14 protein-coding genes are annotated in these 16,535 nt (G+C 56.6%); 12 read left to right on the forward strand and 2 right to left on the reverse strand.

The window, feature by feature from the left end; all coding sequences use genetic code 11:
* Positions 1-18 precede the first annotated feature (18 nt).
* Together ACR0CG_RS18380 and ACR0CG_RS18385 are read left to right on the forward strand one after the other, a co-directional pair.
* Entirely contained in the window at positions 19-972 is a 954-nt protein-coding gene (locus ACR0CG_RS18380; protein ID WP_480526704.1) for a LysR substrate-binding domain-containing protein, read from the forward strand.
* A gap of 98 nt (positions 973-1,070) precedes the next feature.
* Positions 1,071-2,120 carry an aromatic ring-hydroxylating dioxygenase subunit alpha gene (locus tag ACR0CG_RS18385; RefSeq protein ID WP_480526706.1) on the forward strand — a complete coding sequence of 350 codons (1,050 nt, stop codon included), beginning with the start codon at positions 1,071-1,073 and terminating at the stop codon, positions 2,118-2,120.
* 44 nt (positions 2,121-2,164) lie between these two features.
* On the opposite strand, the gene ACR0CG_RS18390 is transcribed toward ACR0CG_RS18385, so the two are convergent.
* Positions 2,165-2,953, reverse strand: a complete 789-nt coding sequence (locus ACR0CG_RS18390) for a phytanoyl-CoA dioxygenase family protein (protein WP_480526708.1) — start codon at positions 2,951-2,953, stop codon at positions 2,165-2,167.
* A 438-nt stretch (positions 2,954-3,391) separates the two neighbouring features.
* On the opposite strand from ACR0CG_RS18390, the gene ACR0CG_RS18395 reads away from it, so the two are divergent.
* The 8 genes from ACR0CG_RS18395 (at position 3,392) to ACR0CG_RS18430 (ending at position 11,758) form a co-directional block, all read left to right on the forward strand.
* Positions 3,392-4,558, forward strand: a complete 1,167-nt coding sequence (locus tag ACR0CG_RS18395; protein WP_480526710.1) for an FAD-dependent oxidoreductase — start codon at positions 3,392-3,394, stop codon at positions 4,556-4,558.
* Positions 4,559-4,571: 13 nt separating this feature from the next.
* Positions 4,572-4,829: a sarcosine oxidase subunit delta gene (locus tag ACR0CG_RS18400; protein WP_480526711.1), complete on the forward strand. Its 258-nt coding sequence runs from the start codon at positions 4,572-4,574 to the stop codon at positions 4,827-4,829.
* On the forward strand, positions 4,816-7,686 hold the full coding sequence (locus ACR0CG_RS18405; protein ID WP_480526713.1) for a 2Fe-2S iron-sulfur cluster-binding protein: 2,871 nt from the start codon (positions 4,816-4,818) through the stop codon (positions 7,684-7,686). The genes ACR0CG_RS18400 and ACR0CG_RS18405 overlap by 14 nt, the downstream gene beginning before the upstream one ends.
* A 1-nt stretch (position 7,687) precedes the next feature.
* Positions 7,688-8,185, forward strand: a complete 498-nt coding sequence (locus ACR0CG_RS18410) for a sarcosine oxidase subunit gamma (RefSeq protein WP_480526715.1) — start codon at positions 7,688-7,690, stop codon at positions 8,183-8,185.
* Positions 8,186-8,359: 174 nt separating this feature from the next.
* Positions 8,360-9,304: an AEC family transporter gene (locus ACR0CG_RS18415; protein ID WP_480526717.1), complete on the forward strand. Its 945-nt coding sequence runs from the start codon at positions 8,360-8,362 to the stop codon at positions 9,302-9,304.
* A 242-nt stretch (positions 9,305-9,546) separates the two neighbouring features.
* Positions 9,547-10,641 (forward strand): pyridoxal phosphate-dependent aminotransferase, encoded by a 1,095-nt coding sequence (locus ACR0CG_RS18420; RefSeq protein ID WP_480526719.1) that lies wholly within the window; start codon positions 9,547-9,549, stop codon positions 10,639-10,641.
* The gene (locus ACR0CG_RS18425; protein ID WP_480526721.1) at positions 10,641-11,189 is read left to right on the forward strand and encodes a decarboxylase; all 549 of its coding nucleotides are present in this window, start codon (positions 10,641-10,643) and stop codon (positions 11,187-11,189) included. The genes ACR0CG_RS18420 and ACR0CG_RS18425 overlap by 1 nt, the downstream gene beginning before the upstream one ends.
* Complete coding sequence (locus tag ACR0CG_RS18430; protein ID WP_480526722.1) at positions 11,186-11,758, forward strand: thiamine pyrophosphate-dependent enzyme; 573 nt, start codon at positions 11,186-11,188, stop codon at positions 11,756-11,758. Before ACR0CG_RS18425 ends, ACR0CG_RS18430 begins: the two co-directional genes overlap by 4 nt.
* A 40-nt stretch (positions 11,759-11,798) precedes the next feature.
* Here the strand turns inward: ACR0CG_RS18430 and ACR0CG_RS18435 are convergent, their stop codons facing one another.
* A complete protein-coding gene (locus tag ACR0CG_RS18435; protein WP_480526724.1) occupies positions 11,799-12,377 on the reverse strand; it encodes a helix-turn-helix domain-containing protein in 579 nt (192 codons plus the stop codon).
* Positions 12,378-13,009: 632 nt separating this feature from the next.
* On the opposite strand from ACR0CG_RS18435, the gene ACR0CG_RS18440 reads away from it, so the two are divergent.
* Both ACR0CG_RS18440 and ACR0CG_RS18445 read left to right on the forward strand, forming a co-directional pair.
* On the forward strand, positions 13,010-15,208 hold the full coding sequence (locus ACR0CG_RS18440; protein WP_480526726.1) for an alkaline phosphatase family protein: 2,199 nt from the start codon (positions 13,010-13,012) through the stop codon (positions 15,206-15,208).
* A gap of 4 nt (positions 15,209-15,212) precedes the next feature.
* Positions 15,213-16,535 (forward strand): hypothetical protein, encoded by a 1,323-nt coding sequence (locus tag ACR0CG_RS18445; RefSeq protein ID WP_170613922.1) that lies wholly within the window; start codon positions 15,213-15,215, stop codon positions 16,533-16,535.

A 16,535-nucleotide genomic window follows, 5' to 3' on the forward strand; every position in this document is an offset into this window, starting at 1 on the left:
ATCCATTTGAAAGAAATAATGGCTGACATTAGGGTGGCTAATATGATCCTGAACCTACCATACTCGGCGCTGCGCGCATTTGAAGCTGTGGTGCGCCATTCGGGCTTTTCGCCCGCAGCCGAAGAACTGGGTGTCAGTCAAAGCGCCGTAAGTCAGCACGTCAGGTCTCTGGAAGAATGGCTTGGCAGAGAGTTACTGGTCCGTGGAGCGCGCCAGTCCCGCCCCACGCGCGAGGGTGAGCAACTTGCCCTGGCAATCTCCGATGGGTTAGGGCGCATTTCAGATGTTTGCACGCAATTGCGGGACAAAACCCGTAGTGACCGGACAATCGTTATTTCGTGCTTGCCGGGTTTCGCCTTTAACTGGTTGTTTCCAAGGCTTATTCACTTTGACCTGGCCCACCCGGATCTTTCGATTTCGATTGCCACCGACACCGGGCAACACCCTTTTTCACGCGTCGATGCAGATATCGGGATTCGATATGGACTGGGCGAATACCCTGGGTTTCAGGTCGATTTGTTGATGAAGGAACAGTTGTTTCCTGTATGTGCGCCCGGCCTTCTGCCAACGCTTCAGAGTATCGAGGATCTGTCCCTTCATACGCTTTTGGTGGATGAAAACCTGCACCATGGCACGGCCAGCCCGACATGGGATTTCTGGGCGCGGCAATGTCATTTAAGTTTGCCGACTGCACTACGCACGCGCAGGTTGGGGCAATCGAATATGGTTGTGCAGGCCGCAATCGAAGGGTTGGGTGTGGCGCTTGGTCGTGAGCCTCTGGTTATTGATGCGCTCTGCGATGGTCGCCTGGTACGGCCTATTCCCCACCTGACGCAATCGCCCCTGTCTTACTGGCTTGTGCGCCGACCCGAAACCAAGGACAGCCAGAAGGTAAGCGAGTTCCTGAACTGGATTCAGGCAGAGGCTCGGGCGCAGCCGGACATACCCGATCCTGCACCGGTTTCTAATTAGTCTACCTTATATGTCGCATTACCAATCCGGCATGGCGAAACGCGGGTAAATTGCTCCATACTGGCGCAAAGCCAACAAACCGAACGGAGATCCGGATCATGTATCTGAAGAACTGCTGGTATGTCGCTGCGTGGAGCAAGGATATCAGCCGCGACCTGAGGGCCGAGACGTTTCTGGGCGAGAATATCGTGCTGTACCGGCAGCAAGATGGAACTCCGGTCGCGTTGGAAGACGCGTGTCCCCATCGCAAGCTGCCGCTCTCGAAAGGCAACCTTAAGGGCGATCTGGTCGAGTGCGGTTATCACGGTTTGACCTTCGACTGTTCGGGCACATGTATCGACAGCCCCACACAACGTGGCATGACGCCCCGGCGTGCGGTTGTGAAATCCTATCCCGTGGTTGATCGGTATCGGCTGCTTTGGATCTGGATGGGCGATCCGGCACTGGCCGATCCCGACAAAATATTCCCGGTGGAGAATTTCGACGATCCAAGCTGGGGTCTGACCGATGGTGGCGTGATGGACATCGACTGCCACTACCTTTGGGTCTGCGACAACCTGCTGGATCCCAGCCATGTGGCCTGGGTGCACGTTACTTCCTTTGCAGGCGCGGGCACCGACGAAGAACCCCTGAACGTCGAGAAGACGGACCGTGGCGTGATCGTATCCCGGTGGATCGAGAAGAAGCCGCCGTCTCCGTACTATGCGAAACTGGTGTCCTTCGACGGCGATTGTGACCGGTTACAGCATTACGAGATGTGTATGCCGGCAATCGGACTGAACAAATCCATCTACACACCCGTTGGTACAGGTGGATATGACAAGGACCCGGTTGATGAGACATTCATTAATATCTCGTACAACTTCATGACCCCGATTGATGAGGACCGGACGCGGTATTTCTGGTTCCAGCACCGCAACTCCTATCCGGACAATGCCGAAGTTTCGAAATTCATGAATGATGGGGCTCGAATGGCGTTTCTTGAGGACAAAGACGTGCTGGAAGAAGTTCACAAGGGAATGAAATACGCCAAAACGCCCCACATAGATCTTGGCCTGGATGCCGGGGCAAAACAGTTCCGCCGTGTGCTTGACCGCGCGATCGAGGCGGAAAACGCCGCAACGGAAAACGTCGCGAAATCTGCCTGAGGTCGCGGTGAAGGGCCGGAACACCGGCCCTTGCCACATTCAGCCTATGCAGTTTCGTAGATAACCGGGAAACGTCCGCCTGCAAACGGGGCGCCGGGTTGCAGGCTTTCATCATGCAGCCATTCGGTCACCGCATCGCGCGGTTCATAGGTTGCCCCTTTGACTGCAAACCGTATTGCATATCCGCGTCTTCGGCGGGTCGTGGTTCTGTTGCCCATCGCCGAATGCTCGATCATCCCGTCAAAGGCCAAAGCGTCACCGGGCTCCATATGGTCATAGTGAAAGATGTCATAGTCTGCGCGGTTGGCCTCAAAGTCCGGCATGTCGATGTATTCCGGGTTGTCCTGCTCAAGATAATGCAAGAAACCACCCAGTTGATCGGTTTTGAACGGTCGGTATTTGGCGCCCCAGGCATGTGATCCACGCACAAATTCCAGTGCGCCATTGTCAGGATCGACAGGGTCAAGCGCGATCCACATCGTCATGATCGGGCCGGACACCGGCCAATAGGGTTGATCCGTGTGCCACCCGGTCTGGGTCTGTGTGCCGGGCTCTTTCACGAAAATCTGGTCATAGATCAACGATGTCCAGGGGCTGCCGGCCACCTTTGCCACACGTTGGCCTATGTCCGAGGTCAGGCAATAATCCTGAAACACGCCCGGCATTTCACGCATGTTTTTGTAGGCAAAATACCGATCGCCTTTTTGGACTTCGGTGTCCACAGCCTGGCGCAGTTTGGCCAACCACTCCTCGGACAGGATATTCTTCAGCAACACGACACCGTCGCGTGCATAGGCTTCCTGAACGGCCATTGTGTCAATTGTACATGTCATTGCATTTCCATCCACTAAATCCGCCCGAATTGCAGGACGGTAGAAAATGGGCGCGACGCGCCCGGGCTCTCATGGATTCAGGAGGCAGGTGAACTACGGCAATTGATTATTAAACAGGGCCATTTCGACCGGGCCGACCACTTGCCTGCAAGGCTTCGATGAAACTGTTCAACGCGGCGTATCATGGCGACATCCTAGCCAAACTGGTGTGAATAGCCAGAAAATACGGAAGCAACCCGAATGGTCCGCCAAAACAACGGTTCGGTTCAGAGGTTCTGGACGCGAAATTTTGGTTGCTTCCTGGTAAATATGTTTATTGACGTGGTTTGATTAATAATAAATATTATTACCATCATGCAAAGATATTCCATATTCTCGCTCGCTCGGAATGCGTTGTCCGGACACCGCAACTGGCCTCTGGCTTGGCGAAGCCCGCCCTTGAAAGACAGATATGAGGTCGTTGTGATCGGGGCAGGGGGGCACGGTTTGGCTACGGCCTATTATCTGGCGAAAGAATTCGGCATCACAAATGTCGCAGTTCTGGAACGCGGTTGGCTGGGCGGTGGAAATATCGCGCGCAACACGGTGACGATCCGGTCGAACTATATGCGTGACGAGTCGATCCCTTTCTATGTCAAATCTGTTGCGATGTACGAAGGCCTCACGCACGAGCTTAACTTCAACATGATGCATTCAAAACGCACCATGGTTGATGTTGTGCAGACCTGGCCCAAACTGCGGGAGCTGCGGCGGCGCCAACTGGTCATGGATATCTATGGCTCGACCTATGAACAGATCACGACGGAAGAGCTGCGTCGTCGCATTCCGGCGCTGACCGGCGGAGGGCCGGATGCGCGCCTGCCGGTCATTTGCGGCATGGTTCATACCGATGCAGGCGTGAACCGACATGATGCTGTGGCCTGGGGGTATGCTCGTGCGGCTGACGCTATGGGTGTGGAAATCCATCAACAGACCGCCGTGCAGTCGTTGATCCGCTGCTCGGATGGTAAGATTGCCGGTGTCGAGACCAATCGGGGAACAATACACGCGGATAAGGTTGTCGTGGCGGTGTCGGGCCATACAACGACGCTGACGGAAACCGCAGGGCTCAAACTGCCGTTGCGGACGATGAACCTGACGGCCTTTGTGTCGGAACCTGTCAAACCGCTGGTCGACGTCATAGTGAATTGCCCGGACAGTGGGTTCTATTTCAGTCAGTCCGACAAAGGCGAAATGGTGATCGGCGGCGCTCCGGATATGGGGCAGAGTTTTCGTCGGGACATCAAGCAAAACGTCTTTGAAGACACGGTTGCTTCGATGCTTTCCCTGTTCCCGTCCTTCAAAAAACTCAAACTGATGCGCCAATGGGGCGGGCATCTGGACATTGCGCATGATGCATCCCCCATCATGGACCAGACCGAAGTGCCCGGACTGTTCGTCACGGCGGGTTGGTGGGGCGGATACAAGGCAATCCCGGCGGGCGGTCTGACGTTGGCGCATCTGGTCGCCAAAGGAGAACCGCACCCGCTGATGGCATCCTTCACCCTCGACCGGTTCCGTCATCTTGAATTCGTGATGGAAGCCGGCACGACCACGGCGCGATGAAAAGGACAGGACCATGATGCTGATACCCTGCCCATTTTGCGGCAAACGAAACGAAAGCGAATTCATCTTTGGCGGTCCGGTCGGGGCGGACCGGCCCGATCCGAATGCCGTCAGTGACACGGAGTGGGTCGAATACCTGACTGTTGTGCCAAACCCATTGGGACCTGTGCAGGAAAAATGGTGGCACGCGCGCGGATGCGGTGAATGGCTGACGATCTGGCGCGATACCCGGACACACGAGATTGTGGAGGCGCCCCATGGCACAGAGTAACCGCCTCGCGTCCGGGGGGCGCATAGACCGCAATCGACCTTTGCAGTTTCAATTCAACGGCAAACGCTACGAAGGGTACGAGGGCGACACTCTGGCTTCGGCCTTGCTGGCCAATGGCGTTCGTGTGACAGCCCGCAGTTTCAAGTACCACCGCCCGCGCGGCATTGTCGGTCATGGCCCCGAGGAACCGTCAACTCTGGTAGAACTGGATGGCGAGGACGCATCGGGCAACCGCCCCGCAACCACCGTACCCCTTCGCGATGGGCTGAGCGCCCGTTCCGTCAATTGCTGGCCTTCGCCCGATTTCGATTTGGGCGGGGTGAACCAACTGCTTGGTCGCTTCATCCCGGCCGGGTTTTACTACAAAACCTTCAAATGGCCGGATTGGCACTTGTTTGAACCCACAATCCGCAAGGCTGCGGGGCTCGCCGCAGCACCCTCTCAGCCCCCCTCTGCGGGCCGGTTCGAGGCGCGGCACGCCCATGCTGATGTTCTGATCGCCGGAGCAGGCCCCGCCGGCCTGCAGGCCGCGCTTGAGGCAGGCCGTGCAGGAAAGCGGGTGTTCATCGCGGATGAGGGACCCGAGGCAGGAGGAAGCCTGCTCAACCGGACGCTGACCATCAATGGGCGGCCAGCAGTGGAATGGGTGGCCGAAGCTGTTCGGGAACTGCGCAAGATGGACAATGTCACCCATCTGCAAAACGCAACTGTCTGGGCTTATCGCGAACACAACCTGCTCATCGTGAACGAACGGGAGCCGGAACAGAACAGTATTCTGGAGCGCAGCTGGCGGGTGCGCGCAGGTGAAGTGATCATTGCCACCGGCGCCACGGAGCGTGCAATGGTCTTTGCCGACAATGATCGTCCCGGTGTCATGCTGGCCTCTTCGATACAGGCCTATGTGAACCGCTGGGGCGTGGTTCCCGGGCACCGCGTGGCCTTGTTCACCAACAACAACAGCGTCTATGCGGTCGCCGCTGATCTGTTGGCGGCGGGTTTGGCTGTTGTTGCAATTCTCGATAGCCGCAAAAAAGTGCCTCAGGCCGCGCTGGACAAGGTGCCGGGTATCTCGGTTCATCCAGGGACGGTGGCTGCGGATGCACGCGGGCACAAACGTCTGCGCGCCGTCCGCGCAGTCGCCGTCGACAGTGGCGCTGAAACATGGATTGACTGCGATTTACTGGGTCATTCCGGCGGCTGGAACCCGACTGTGCATCTGTGGTCGCAATCCCGCAGCTCGCTGCGGTTTGATGACAATCTGGCCGCATTTGTTCCCGAAACAGCGGCCCAGGCTTGCCGCGCCACGGGTGCCGCGGCCGGGGAAATGAACCTGGGTCGGATCATCGACGGCGGCCAAGATCTGACGTACGACATCGAACCGCTCTGGCGTGTCGATGTGCCGGGGCAACGCGGCAAGGCGTTTCTGGACATCCAGAACGATGTCTCGGTCAGCGATGTACATCTGGCCTTGCGCGAAGGCTATGACAATGTCGAACACGTGAAGCGTTATACGACTGGTGGCATGGGCATCGATCAGGGGAAAACCGGCAATATCAACATCATCGGCACCGTCGCAATGCAAAAGGGCGTACCGTTGCAGGAGGTCGGTACGACAACGTTCCGGTCGCCGTACACTCCGGTCTCCTTCGGCGCGATCGGAGGGCTGCGAGAGGACAGCGTTCTGTTTCCCTATCGTCACACTCCGGTGACACAATGGAACAAAAACAACGGCGCGGTGATGTACGAGGCTGGCGCACGCTGGCGGCGTCCTGGCTATTTCCCAAAACCCGGCGAAGGATTGCAGGAGGCTGTCAACCGTGAATGCCGGGCAGTCAGAGAAGGTGTCGGTGTCTATGACGGCTCGCCGCTTGGAACGTTCGAATTGAAGGGCCGCGACGTACCGCGCTTTCTCGATTTTCTGTACACGAACTTCATGTCCAGTCTGAAACCTGGCGAGGGGCGGTACGGGCTGATGCTGTCGGATGACGGGTTGATCATGGATGACGGGGTGGCATTTCGGCTGGACGCGCATCGCTGGCTGGTCTCGACCTCGACGGGCCATGCGGATTCGATCAACCAGCATATGGAGAAACTTCTGCAGAACGAGTTTCCGGACTGGCAGGTGATGATCACCACAGTCACGAGCCAGTGGAACAATGCTACGATCTGCGGGCCGCGCGCCCGGGATGTTCTGCATGCACTGTGTACGGACATTGATCTGTCAACTGACGCGTTCCCCTTCATGTCTTTCCGGGATGGCACCGTTGCCGGGTTTCCGGCCCGTGTCGTTCGTGTCAGTTTTACCGGAGAGCTGTCCTTTGAAGTCAATGTTGCCCCGCGTCATATGGCCGAACTGTGGGACAAAGTGATGGAGGCGGGTGCCCCATTTGGGATTCTGCCGGTCGGTTCGGAATCCAGCCATGTACTGCGGGTCGAAAAGGGGTTTCTTTCGCTGGGTCACGAAGTCGACGGCACCGTCGACGCATATGATCTGGGGATGGGCTGGGTCATGTCCAAAAAGAAGCCGGACTATCTTGGCAAACGCTCGGTCTTGCTGCGACGCGAAAGCGGGCGCGTTCGCCGCGAACTGGTTGGCATTCTGCCCGAAGACACCAACCAGCAGGTTCCGGAAGGCGCGCCACTGACCCCCGGCGGCCGAAAGGAGGCGACCGAAGGCTTGGTTACGGCCTGCGTCTGGAGCGTGGTAAACGACCGCTGGGTCGGGTTGGCTTTGCTGGAAAACGGACATGCCCGGCACGGTGAAACCGCGTATGTCCGTCTTCGGGACAAGGTCATCCCGGTCACAATCACCAGACCGGTGTTTCACGACCCCGACGGCAAACTTCTGAGGTCCTGAGATGAGCTATGACGTACAAGTTGCGCGCCAGAGCCTGAGCGCACTTTTTGATCTTAAGGGGCAACCCGAGGCAATCGAAAGCTGGGTCAAGGACCTGTTGCCGAGCTTGCCAAAACAACCCAATACCCGCATCGGGCAAGAGGGGGCCGAACTGTACCATGTCGGCCGAAATCACTGGATTGTTCGGACTGGGCTAAATCGTGAACAGGAATATGAGGAAAGGCTCAAACCGGCCGATTGCCCGGAAGATATCAGCATCGTACGAATTTCGGACACGCTGACGTTTTTCCGCGTTGCCGGACCCGAGGCGGCCGACGTGATGGCCATTGCCTGTCCGCTGGATCTGAACGAAACCATATTCGGCCCGGATGACGTGACCTATTCCGAGGTGTTTGGCCTGAAGGCGCTCGTGACAAGGTGTGATGGCGGTTTCGAATTCGCAGTCGAACAGAGTTTTGGCGATATGATTGAGGATTATCTGGCCCGGGCGACCGCCTGAAGAAACGGAGGTTCACAGCTTGGGCCTTTGTTCTTGCAGCTTTGAATGGGCCGCCTAGCGGACCAATTTCCGCAACTCACGAGAATAACGATCCTGACTTGAAGTCAGAGCGAAACCACCTGTTGAATTGCAATATCCGGCATGAAAAGGTCCGCTCAATAAGCGCCTTTCGAAATGCTGATTGCCATGCTGACAACGCTGACCTCCATTCTGCCGATCTTTCTGATTATTGCCCTTGGGCTGGCCCTTCGGAAAGGCGGCATTCCCAGCACGGACTTCTGGAATCTGAACGACAAACTTGTCTACTGGGTATTGATGCCATGCCTGCTGTTCAGCAAGATCTCAATGTCGCCTTTGGACAAATCAGCGCTTGGGCTTTATTCGGCCACGATCCTTGGCGGGTTTGTTGCTGCGCTGATCTTTGCGGTTGTCAGTACGCGCCTGATGGGTTTCGCACCGCCACAGGGGACATCCATTTTGCAGGGCAGTGCCCGGCACAATTCCTTCATAGGACTTGCTCTGGCGGCAAACCTTTTCGGTCCGGCCGGGTTTGACATCGCCATTCTGGCTACGGCGATCCTTGTTCCGATCACCAATATCGTCATGGTGATCATGCTGGTCGGTTCTTTGAAAAGCGACAGAACCACGAGTCTGCCGCTGGCCATTCTGCGTGAACTGGCCCGCAACCCCTATGTCATTTCAATCCTGCTGGCAGTGGGTGCCAACCAGCTGATCGGAGACCGGATTCCGGTGGTTCACGATGTGGCCGATGTTCTGGGTGCGGGGGCGCTGCCTATTACTCTGCTGGCCGTTGGCGCAAACCTGAGAGTCCGCGCAATGGCTGCCAGCACAATACCCCTGATCCTTGCGTTCACGGGCAAGATGGTGGTTTTCCCTGTCGCGGTTCTGGTAATCGGACTGGCCGTTGGACTGCCGCAGAACGTGCTGCAGATCGCCGTGGTTTATTCCGTTGTTCCGACGGGTGCGTCCTCTTACACGTTGTCAAAACAACTGGGCGGTGATGCGCCTTTGATGGCGGCGATCGTCACGCTGCAGACCCTGATTGCTGCGGTCAGTATACCGCTTTCATTGGCGATACTGCTTCCGATGGCCGGGTAATACAGTTCCAAGCGACCCTCGCTGAAGTTTGCCCAAAAGCCGTTTGCCCTTTGGGCTGTCGTTTCATGCCTTTCAATTCCAACCCGATGCCGCAGGTATCCGGGCAAACAAGCGTCGCGCCGCCTTCATCCATGAAGGCTTACTTTATTCATAATATTTTTGAAATTGAGTTGCTAAAAAGTAAACATTGTATGATAAAAGTAAGCGCCACCTACCCGGCCAGTGACTGCTGGAGGACAAGAATGACAGTAGCCTTGGCGAAATCAGGAATTTCGCGCATCAAACCCCACATGGTCGCAGGGGCGATTGATGCATCACCTCCACCGTCTGTCCTGCTAAATTCCAATGAAAGCGCGTTTGGTCCCAGCCGTTTGGCCCGGACCGCCGCGCAGGCAGCCACAAGTTCAATCGAACGGTATCTGGAAAACCCCGATCTAACTCTCGCCCCGGCCATTGCTGAACATTTCGGCCTCGATGCCACGCGGATCACAACCGGGCAGGGATCGGACGACCTGCTGGCACGGCTTGCCCGCGCTTATCTGGGTCCGGGTACTGAATTGATCCGCAGCGCGAACGGGTACCTGAAGGTCCCGAACTATGCGCACGCCAACGATGCAGGCGTCGTGTCGGTTGCGGACGATGGTTTCAAACCCTCTGTCGACCGCATGATCGAAGCCGTGACCGAACGGACCCGCATCGTCTATCTGGCCAACCCGGAAAACCCCGCAGGCACGTATCTGAACGGCTCTGAAATTCGCCGCCTGCACGCCGCCTTGCCAGACAATGTACTGCTGATAATCGACGCGGCGTATGAAGAATACATCGATGCCGAAGATTACGAGCCAGCGCATATTCTGGTTGAAGAGGCCCAAAACGTGGTCATGTGCCGTACATTCTCAAAAATCTACGGTCTGGCAGGCGCGCGCGTGGGCTGGTTGTATGGGCCTGACGACATCGTCGATGTCGTTCGCAGGATCGGGCTGACCTTTCCGGTTGCTTCGCCTTCGGCAATGGCTGCGATCGCCGCATTGGAGGACACAGCCCACACTCAGTATGTTCGCGATGCCAACCGCTTGGGCAGGAACTGGATCACCGCCGAGATGCAGGGGTTGGGACTGGACGTCATCCCCAGTCAGGCAAATTTCGTTCTTGTTCACTTCCCGGATGGCAACAAGTCAGCAGAAGCTGCGACACGCGCGCTTTTGCAGCACTGCATTGCCGTGCGGCGGTTCGCATCGCCAGCGTACACGGACTATCTGCGCATTACAGTCGGGCATATGCATGAATTGAAAATTGCACGGGACGGAATTGCCAAATTCCTGAACGGTGGCGTGTAATGGGTATGTCTTCCGGAATTACGGTGGACGCGCCAAAGGTTGCATACCCGTCGGGGCGCGCGATCATTGCGCAGCTCAAGGCCGCACAGGTTCAGGAAATCGTCGCCCTTCCGGATATCGTCACCAGCGACGGTCTGTTGTGGCCCATTTCCAAGGATCCCGATTTTCGACTGACGCGGATCTGCAAAGAGGATGAAGGTGTCAGTATTTGCGGCGCCATGTCCTACAATGGAACCCGGGCCGTTCTGATGATGCAGCAGACAGGGTTGATGGACTCCCTAAATGCAATTCGTGCGATCGGGATGGATTATGAATTGCCCGTTGTGATGATGGTTGGTTTGCAGGGCAAGGAACCACATGTGCACCCGGATCAATCTTCCTCCTACGGTGTTCGGATAATCCGCCCTGTCCTTGACGCGATGGAGGTATCGCATTCGCTGATCGAAGAACCCGGCGACGAAACCCACATACCGCAGGCCATCGCAATGGCCTATGCATCCTCGCAGCCTCATATCTTTCTGATCGGCAGACCTCCGGAGGCGTCATGACGATGCGTCGTGACGAGGCGTTGCGGGCGCTGATCCCCCACATTCATGACAGTGACATTGTAGTTGCAGTCTATCAAAGCTGCTTTGACTGGCTGGCCCTGAACCCGCGAGACCTGAACTATGTCGCCGTTGGCGCGATGGGTCAGGCATCGTCCCACGGGCTGGGTCTGGCGCTGGCCAATCCGGACAGGCGCGTAATTGTTCTTGATGGCGACGGCAGCCTGCTGATGAACCTCGGGTCGCTGGTGACGATCGCCGGCGCTGGCGTGTCGAACCTCTATCACTTTCTTTCGGCCAATCGGGTTTACGAGGTGAACGGAGCGCATCCGTTGCCCGGTGCTGAAAAGGTCGACTTTGCTGCAATGGCCTGGGCGGCTGGCTATGCCGGGGTTCAGCGATTCACCAATGTTGACAGGTTCGCCAAAGCCGCGCCGCAGATCCTGTCTCTGGCAGGCCCTCAGTTTGTTTCGATGGAGATCACGGCAGGAACCTCCTATCCCAGAGACTACGCCTACATTCACAGCGCAGAGGCGCGTTCGACTTTTCGCGCAGCGCTCAATCGCCGATAGCTGCAAGGTTCGGCCTCACAGGCCGAAGCTTGGCAGCGCCCTATTGCGGGCGGGTTGAGACCGTAATGAACTCGACAGCATCAGACAGGATTTCACTGAAGCCGTGCGGAAGCTTGGCATCGAAGCTCAATGTATCCCCCGCAGACATCTGGAAATTCTCTCCTCCGCAACGGTATGTGGCCTGCCCTTCGATCATGTAGATGAACACATGACCTTCGTGCTGATAGTTGGGCAAATTGCCGGATTGCTCTTTTGAAATGCGAATTCGCGCAGACTGAAAAATCCCCCCGGGTGCCGAGTGCTTGCCCAATAGGAGATAGTTATGCGCATGCCCCTGCGTGATGCGCCGCGCGGGCAGGCCATCGCCAACGCGCGCGTGATGAACATCTGCAGCGATATCCGACCGGGCAAACAGCGCCATCAGCGGCACATCCAGAGCATCTGCCAAAGATTGCAGTGTTGAAAGCGAAGGCGAGACGTTGGCGTTTTCGATCCGGCTGATCATCGCAGTGGATACTTGCGCCCGAGCCGCAAGATCGCCCAGCGTCAGTTCCCGTTCATGCCGCAACCGCTGAAGCGTCTGACCGACTTCACTTTCAGGGTCGTTTTTCTTTTCCACTTTCAACGCTGCCGATCAGGTTATCCGGGGCACAAGATTGGCACAGCATCGACATCCATACCAGTGCAGGATTCACAAAAAACCATTGTCGCGAGGCTTATTGGTCATCCGTTGCTTCGATTGGATTTTTGCAATCACATCACGGTGATTCTTTTCGCTTTCGGCGGAACAAAACCGGTCTCTCGCAGGTTTGAGCATCCACAAATGAAGCTTAATGATGTTATCAATCTCTATCACTCGCCCGCGTATGGGACATGTTGGTTTTCGGATGCTCAGTTCGTTTTTCGGTAAACCCCGGCACCACCCCATCTGTCGATGACGACAGAATTACGTTCACACGGCAGACCTTTGTTCTGTAATGCAATCTTGAACGTAGGTCGTCTTCTTGGGACGTGGCGCACGGCAATCGTTTTTGTCGACGGAAAACTGGCTGACAGTCTATTGGGTCGGTTTCCAGCGCCTCATAGCAGCGCAACTCAAAGCCAAAAATCCACCCCCAGCCATGCGCGGCTCATTCGGAGGTCAGAAGATTTTTCTTTTTGATTTGGCGTATTTGTTGCAAATTGGTGAACAAATCGTTTCCCATTTCTCTCTTTTTTCAGTTTTTGACCCCGCATGGATTGGACGGAAACATGGCCGAGAAAGACTTTATCGCAAATGCAGCACCAACCTATCTGATTAACCAGGCCAACAGCGGCGACACCTACAGCCTGTGGCGGCTGAACATGGATCTGCCTGAGCTGTTCGAACAGATCCTGTTGTCGCCCGGATCAAACTTTCCATCCAGCACAAAGCTGTGTCCGATCGGTGGGTATATGCTCTCCTATGATCTGTCGCAGCTTCAGGACCCAAAAGATCCCCATGTTCCTTATGATCTGTTCGAATTTGACCCGACCAACCCCGACCCGCTGAGCGTTCAGCCTTTGCAATCGGGGAAATGGAAGCAGCACAAATTCTGGCAGTATTTCGATCACTATACCTGGGATGCCTCTGAAACGGATATCGTGCAGCTTGTGCCCATGACGGGATATGTCATGGCCTATATGCCGACAGCTGCACGCGGGACATATATGCTGTGGAATTTCGATCCCGCACCCAGCCCGATGTCGCCGCCCGACCCGCTGCCTACCTCGATGGGGCCGCAGGATGCCTTTGCCGAGATCACCGGCGGTAGCGCATTGCTGCCCATGGGCAACTATGTGCTCGAATGGATCGCGGATCATTCGAAATACCGCGTGTGGAACTTTGATCCGCAAAACTGGCATCCGTTGTCGATGCCGACGATATCTGAAGGCACGCGCCCGGACATTGATGCCTCGCACCACCTAATCGCCATGGGTGAGAACATTCTGGACATTGCGCCCGGAGATGGGAGTTACCGGCTTTGGGGGTTTGATCCGTTCCTTCCCGACCCGTTTGTCGGCCCCCTGAAACAGGGCGCCTTGCCTCAGGGGTTTGATGTGTCCGGTCAGCTGACTCCGGTACAGATGCCGATTCCCATTGATGCCGCCAAAGCCCTTGTTCCCGGCACTATGGATTTCATGCGCACCAATATCGAACATGTGGTCGTCTACATGCTTGAAAGTCGGACAATGGACAGTGTTCTGGGCTGGCTATACGACGCGGACGCACCCCACCTGAACTATGTGAACGCGGAACCGCCGTTCAAGGCAAACTCAAAATCCTATACGAACACTTACAAAGGCACCCCGTATCCGGTGCACCAGTATGAGGATGGCAAGCTGAGCGATCAGTTCGTACTCTCCTCGCCCAAGATCGATCCGTTTCATTCGACAGCCGACAGCATTCAGCAGCAATACAGCGGCGGTTTTCCTGCCTATCAAAGCGGTGCAGTGCCGGACATGGGCGGGTTTGTGTCCAACAACCTCAGCCCCGAAGCAATGAGTTCGTTCAGCCCGACACAATTACCGGTGCTGAACGGTCTGGCCGAGAATTACGCGGTGAGCGATTATTGGTTTTCACCCATGCCGGGCGGCACAATTGCCAACCGGGGTTTTGCCCTGTCGGGATCGAACTACAACATTACGGTAAACTGCGAAGGTGAGCCGCAATACACGCAATACGCAGAGCGGCCCTTGCGGCAGCCGATCTGGAAAGTGCTTCAAAACAACGGCCATCAGGACTGGAAGATTTATTACTCGGTGGAATGGGAGAACCAAGTGTTCACCTATCACCTGTATATGCGCAATCAGTTGCCCAGCGTGGACAAAAGCAAGTTTCAGTACGTGCAGCCGCTTAGCACATTCATTGCAGATGCGAAGGCGGGGATGCTGCCGAAATTCTCGTTCCTCGAACCCGCCTGGATCGCACCAAGTGGCGCGACCTCGTATCATCCCGGTGCTTCCGGCGACATGGTTCCGGGCGAACGCAAACTGAAAGAGATCTACGAGGCGCTGAGGGCCAGCCCGCAATGGGACAAAACCGCATTGGTGATCACGTTCAGCAAGGGCGGAGGAATGTACGACCATGAGGCACCACCGTTGGCACAACCGGCCTGGCCGAGGGATGTGAACGACGGGTTCAAGTATGATGTTTTGGGTCCGCGTGTTCCGACAATAGTGGTGTCGCCGCGAGTGAAATCCAACACGGTGTTTCGCAGTGGCCAACCGCAGCCGTATGAAGGCACCTCTCTGCTGTCGACGGTTTTGGACTGGTACGGCATCCCGCGTGCGCGCTGGGGCTTGGGCGATCGGGTACAGGCGGCACCGACTTTTGAATCCGTGTTTGAACTGAGCGATCCGCGCACCGATCACCCTAAGCTCTCGGTGCCTTACGACAAGGACTATCCGCCTATCGGTTCGGATGGCTGATCCGATGGCTGAGTTTTCCTATTCTCTGGGGGCGGTGGAGCTGTTGAACGAACTGTTCCCACCTGCCGAACTTGCCAATTCCGATCTCGGGTTGACCGACCGCGAAAGCGTGATTGCGCATTACACAAGGAACTCGCTTGAGGCTGACGGGTTTTCCTCGGGCAACGTGCAGGTCACAAAGTCAGGCGGGCAATACCGGGTTTCGATCTCGGCTGATCAGCCGGAAGCGGCGTTGTCTGTCTTTGCCGAACACCATCAGAAACTGTTCGCGCCGGATGCCGCGGGCAAGGCGGTCGCGGGAAAAAACCTGTTGCAGGACCTTGGGGTCTGGAACCCGATGGCCGGTTATCCGGTCAACAGCGACAAGGACGACGGCCTGTGCAAATGGCATCTCTTCCCGCCACTGGGGCTGAACGTCCTGGGTCAGCGGGGTTTGTTGCTGATGCATTACCCGCCGTGGCAGGTGTTGCAGCAGGGTACTTTTCTGGAGTGTATGACCATGCATCGCTGGGATACCGTGTTGCGGGCCAGCGGAATTCCCGCGGATGACGTGAGTTTTTACCGAACCATTGTGGATGTAAATCCAATCGCCGCGCCCGGTGCAGGTCAAAGCGAATACCCCAATGACTATTTTCCCATCATGATGGCCTCGGGCTTTTTCGATGGCCCGCCCGAGCGCAGCTATATCCGATCGATGCTTAACCTCTATCTGAATGGGCCCAACGCAACAGGTGAGCGTCACACGCTGCCGCTGCTGGTCTGCGGATCACCTCTTTATGATCCGCAGGCTCCCGGCTGGTTCAGGGTCGCGTTCAAGGATGATATGCCGAAAGACGAAAACGGCACGCCGGAAACGCCGGTCTTGCAGGTCGGGAAAGTACGGATTTCCCCCGACGACCCGCGCGAGACACCGTATATGGTTGCCAACCACATGATCGCGGCAGGAGTGACCGGAAAGTGCACGGACTGCGCGAAAAAGATACCGGATATTCGGATGTACGAGGCGCAGGATTTGGTGGCTGCGTCCTTTTTGTTTGAATACACCAAAAACCCCGATATCGAGCCGGAGCAGGCAAAGGAGAATGCCTGCCAACGCTGGTTCGGCAACACCAAAGGGCTCGGGCCGCCCAATCCCGGTGACCCACACGACGCGCAGGTCATGTGCGCGCTGGCCCAGATGGACTTGTTCTATTGTCCGGGACCGCCGCCGCACCCGAAATACACGTTCGACGAAGCGATGGCGCGGTGCGCCGGGGCTGGGAACGAAACCTGCGGGTGCAAGATTGCGCCTCCGTCCGGACCGAAGAACAGCATGACACACAGCTAG

This window comes from Ruegeria sp. AB8, assembly GCF_056542605.1.

What these genes read in the sequence shown, in the direction of transcription:
- ACR0CG_RS18390 (WP_480526708.1), bottom strand. Translation starts at nt 2,953, where the DNA reads ATGACATGTACAATTGACACAATGGCCGTTCAGGAAGCCTATGCACGC.
- ACR0CG_RS18385 (WP_480526706.1), top strand. Translation starts at nt 1,071, where the DNA reads ATGTATCTGAAGAACTGCTGGTATGTCGCTGCGTGGAGCAAGGATATC.
- ACR0CG_RS18425 (WP_480526721.1), top strand. Translation starts at nt 10,641, where the DNA reads ATGGGTATGTCTTCCGGAATTACGGTGGACGCGCCAAAGGTTGCATAC.
- ACR0CG_RS18380 (WP_480526704.1), top strand. Translation starts at nt 19, where the DNA reads ATGGCTGACATTAGGGTGGCTAATATGATCCTGAACCTACCATACTCG.
- ACR0CG_RS18410 (WP_480526715.1), top strand. Translation starts at nt 7,688, where the DNA reads ATGAGCTATGACGTACAAGTTGCGCGCCAGAGCCTGAGCGCACTTTTT.
- ACR0CG_RS18405 (WP_480526713.1), top strand. Translation starts at nt 4,816, where the DNA reads ATGGCACAGAGTAACCGCCTCGCGTCCGGGGGGCGCATAGACCGCAAT.
- ACR0CG_RS18430 (WP_480526722.1), top strand. Translation starts at nt 11,186, where the DNA reads ATGACGATGCGTCGTGACGAGGCGTTGCGGGCGCTGATCCCCCACATT.
- ACR0CG_RS18420 (WP_480526719.1), top strand. Translation starts at nt 9,547, where the DNA reads ATGACAGTAGCCTTGGCGAAATCAGGAATTTCGCGCATCAAACCCCAC.
- ACR0CG_RS18445 (WP_170613922.1), top strand. Translation starts at nt 15,213, where the DNA reads ATGGCTGAGTTTTCCTATTCTCTGGGGGCGGTGGAGCTGTTGAACGAA.
- ACR0CG_RS18415 (WP_480526717.1), top strand. Translation starts at nt 8,360, where the DNA reads ATGCTGATTGCCATGCTGACAACGCTGACCTCCATTCTGCCGATCTTT.
- ACR0CG_RS18400 (WP_480526711.1), top strand. Translation starts at nt 4,572, where the DNA reads ATGATGCTGATACCCTGCCCATTTTGCGGCAAACGAAACGAAAGCGAA.
- ACR0CG_RS18440 (WP_480526726.1), top strand. Translation starts at nt 13,010, where the DNA reads ATGGCCGAGAAAGACTTTATCGCAAATGCAGCACCAACCTATCTGATT.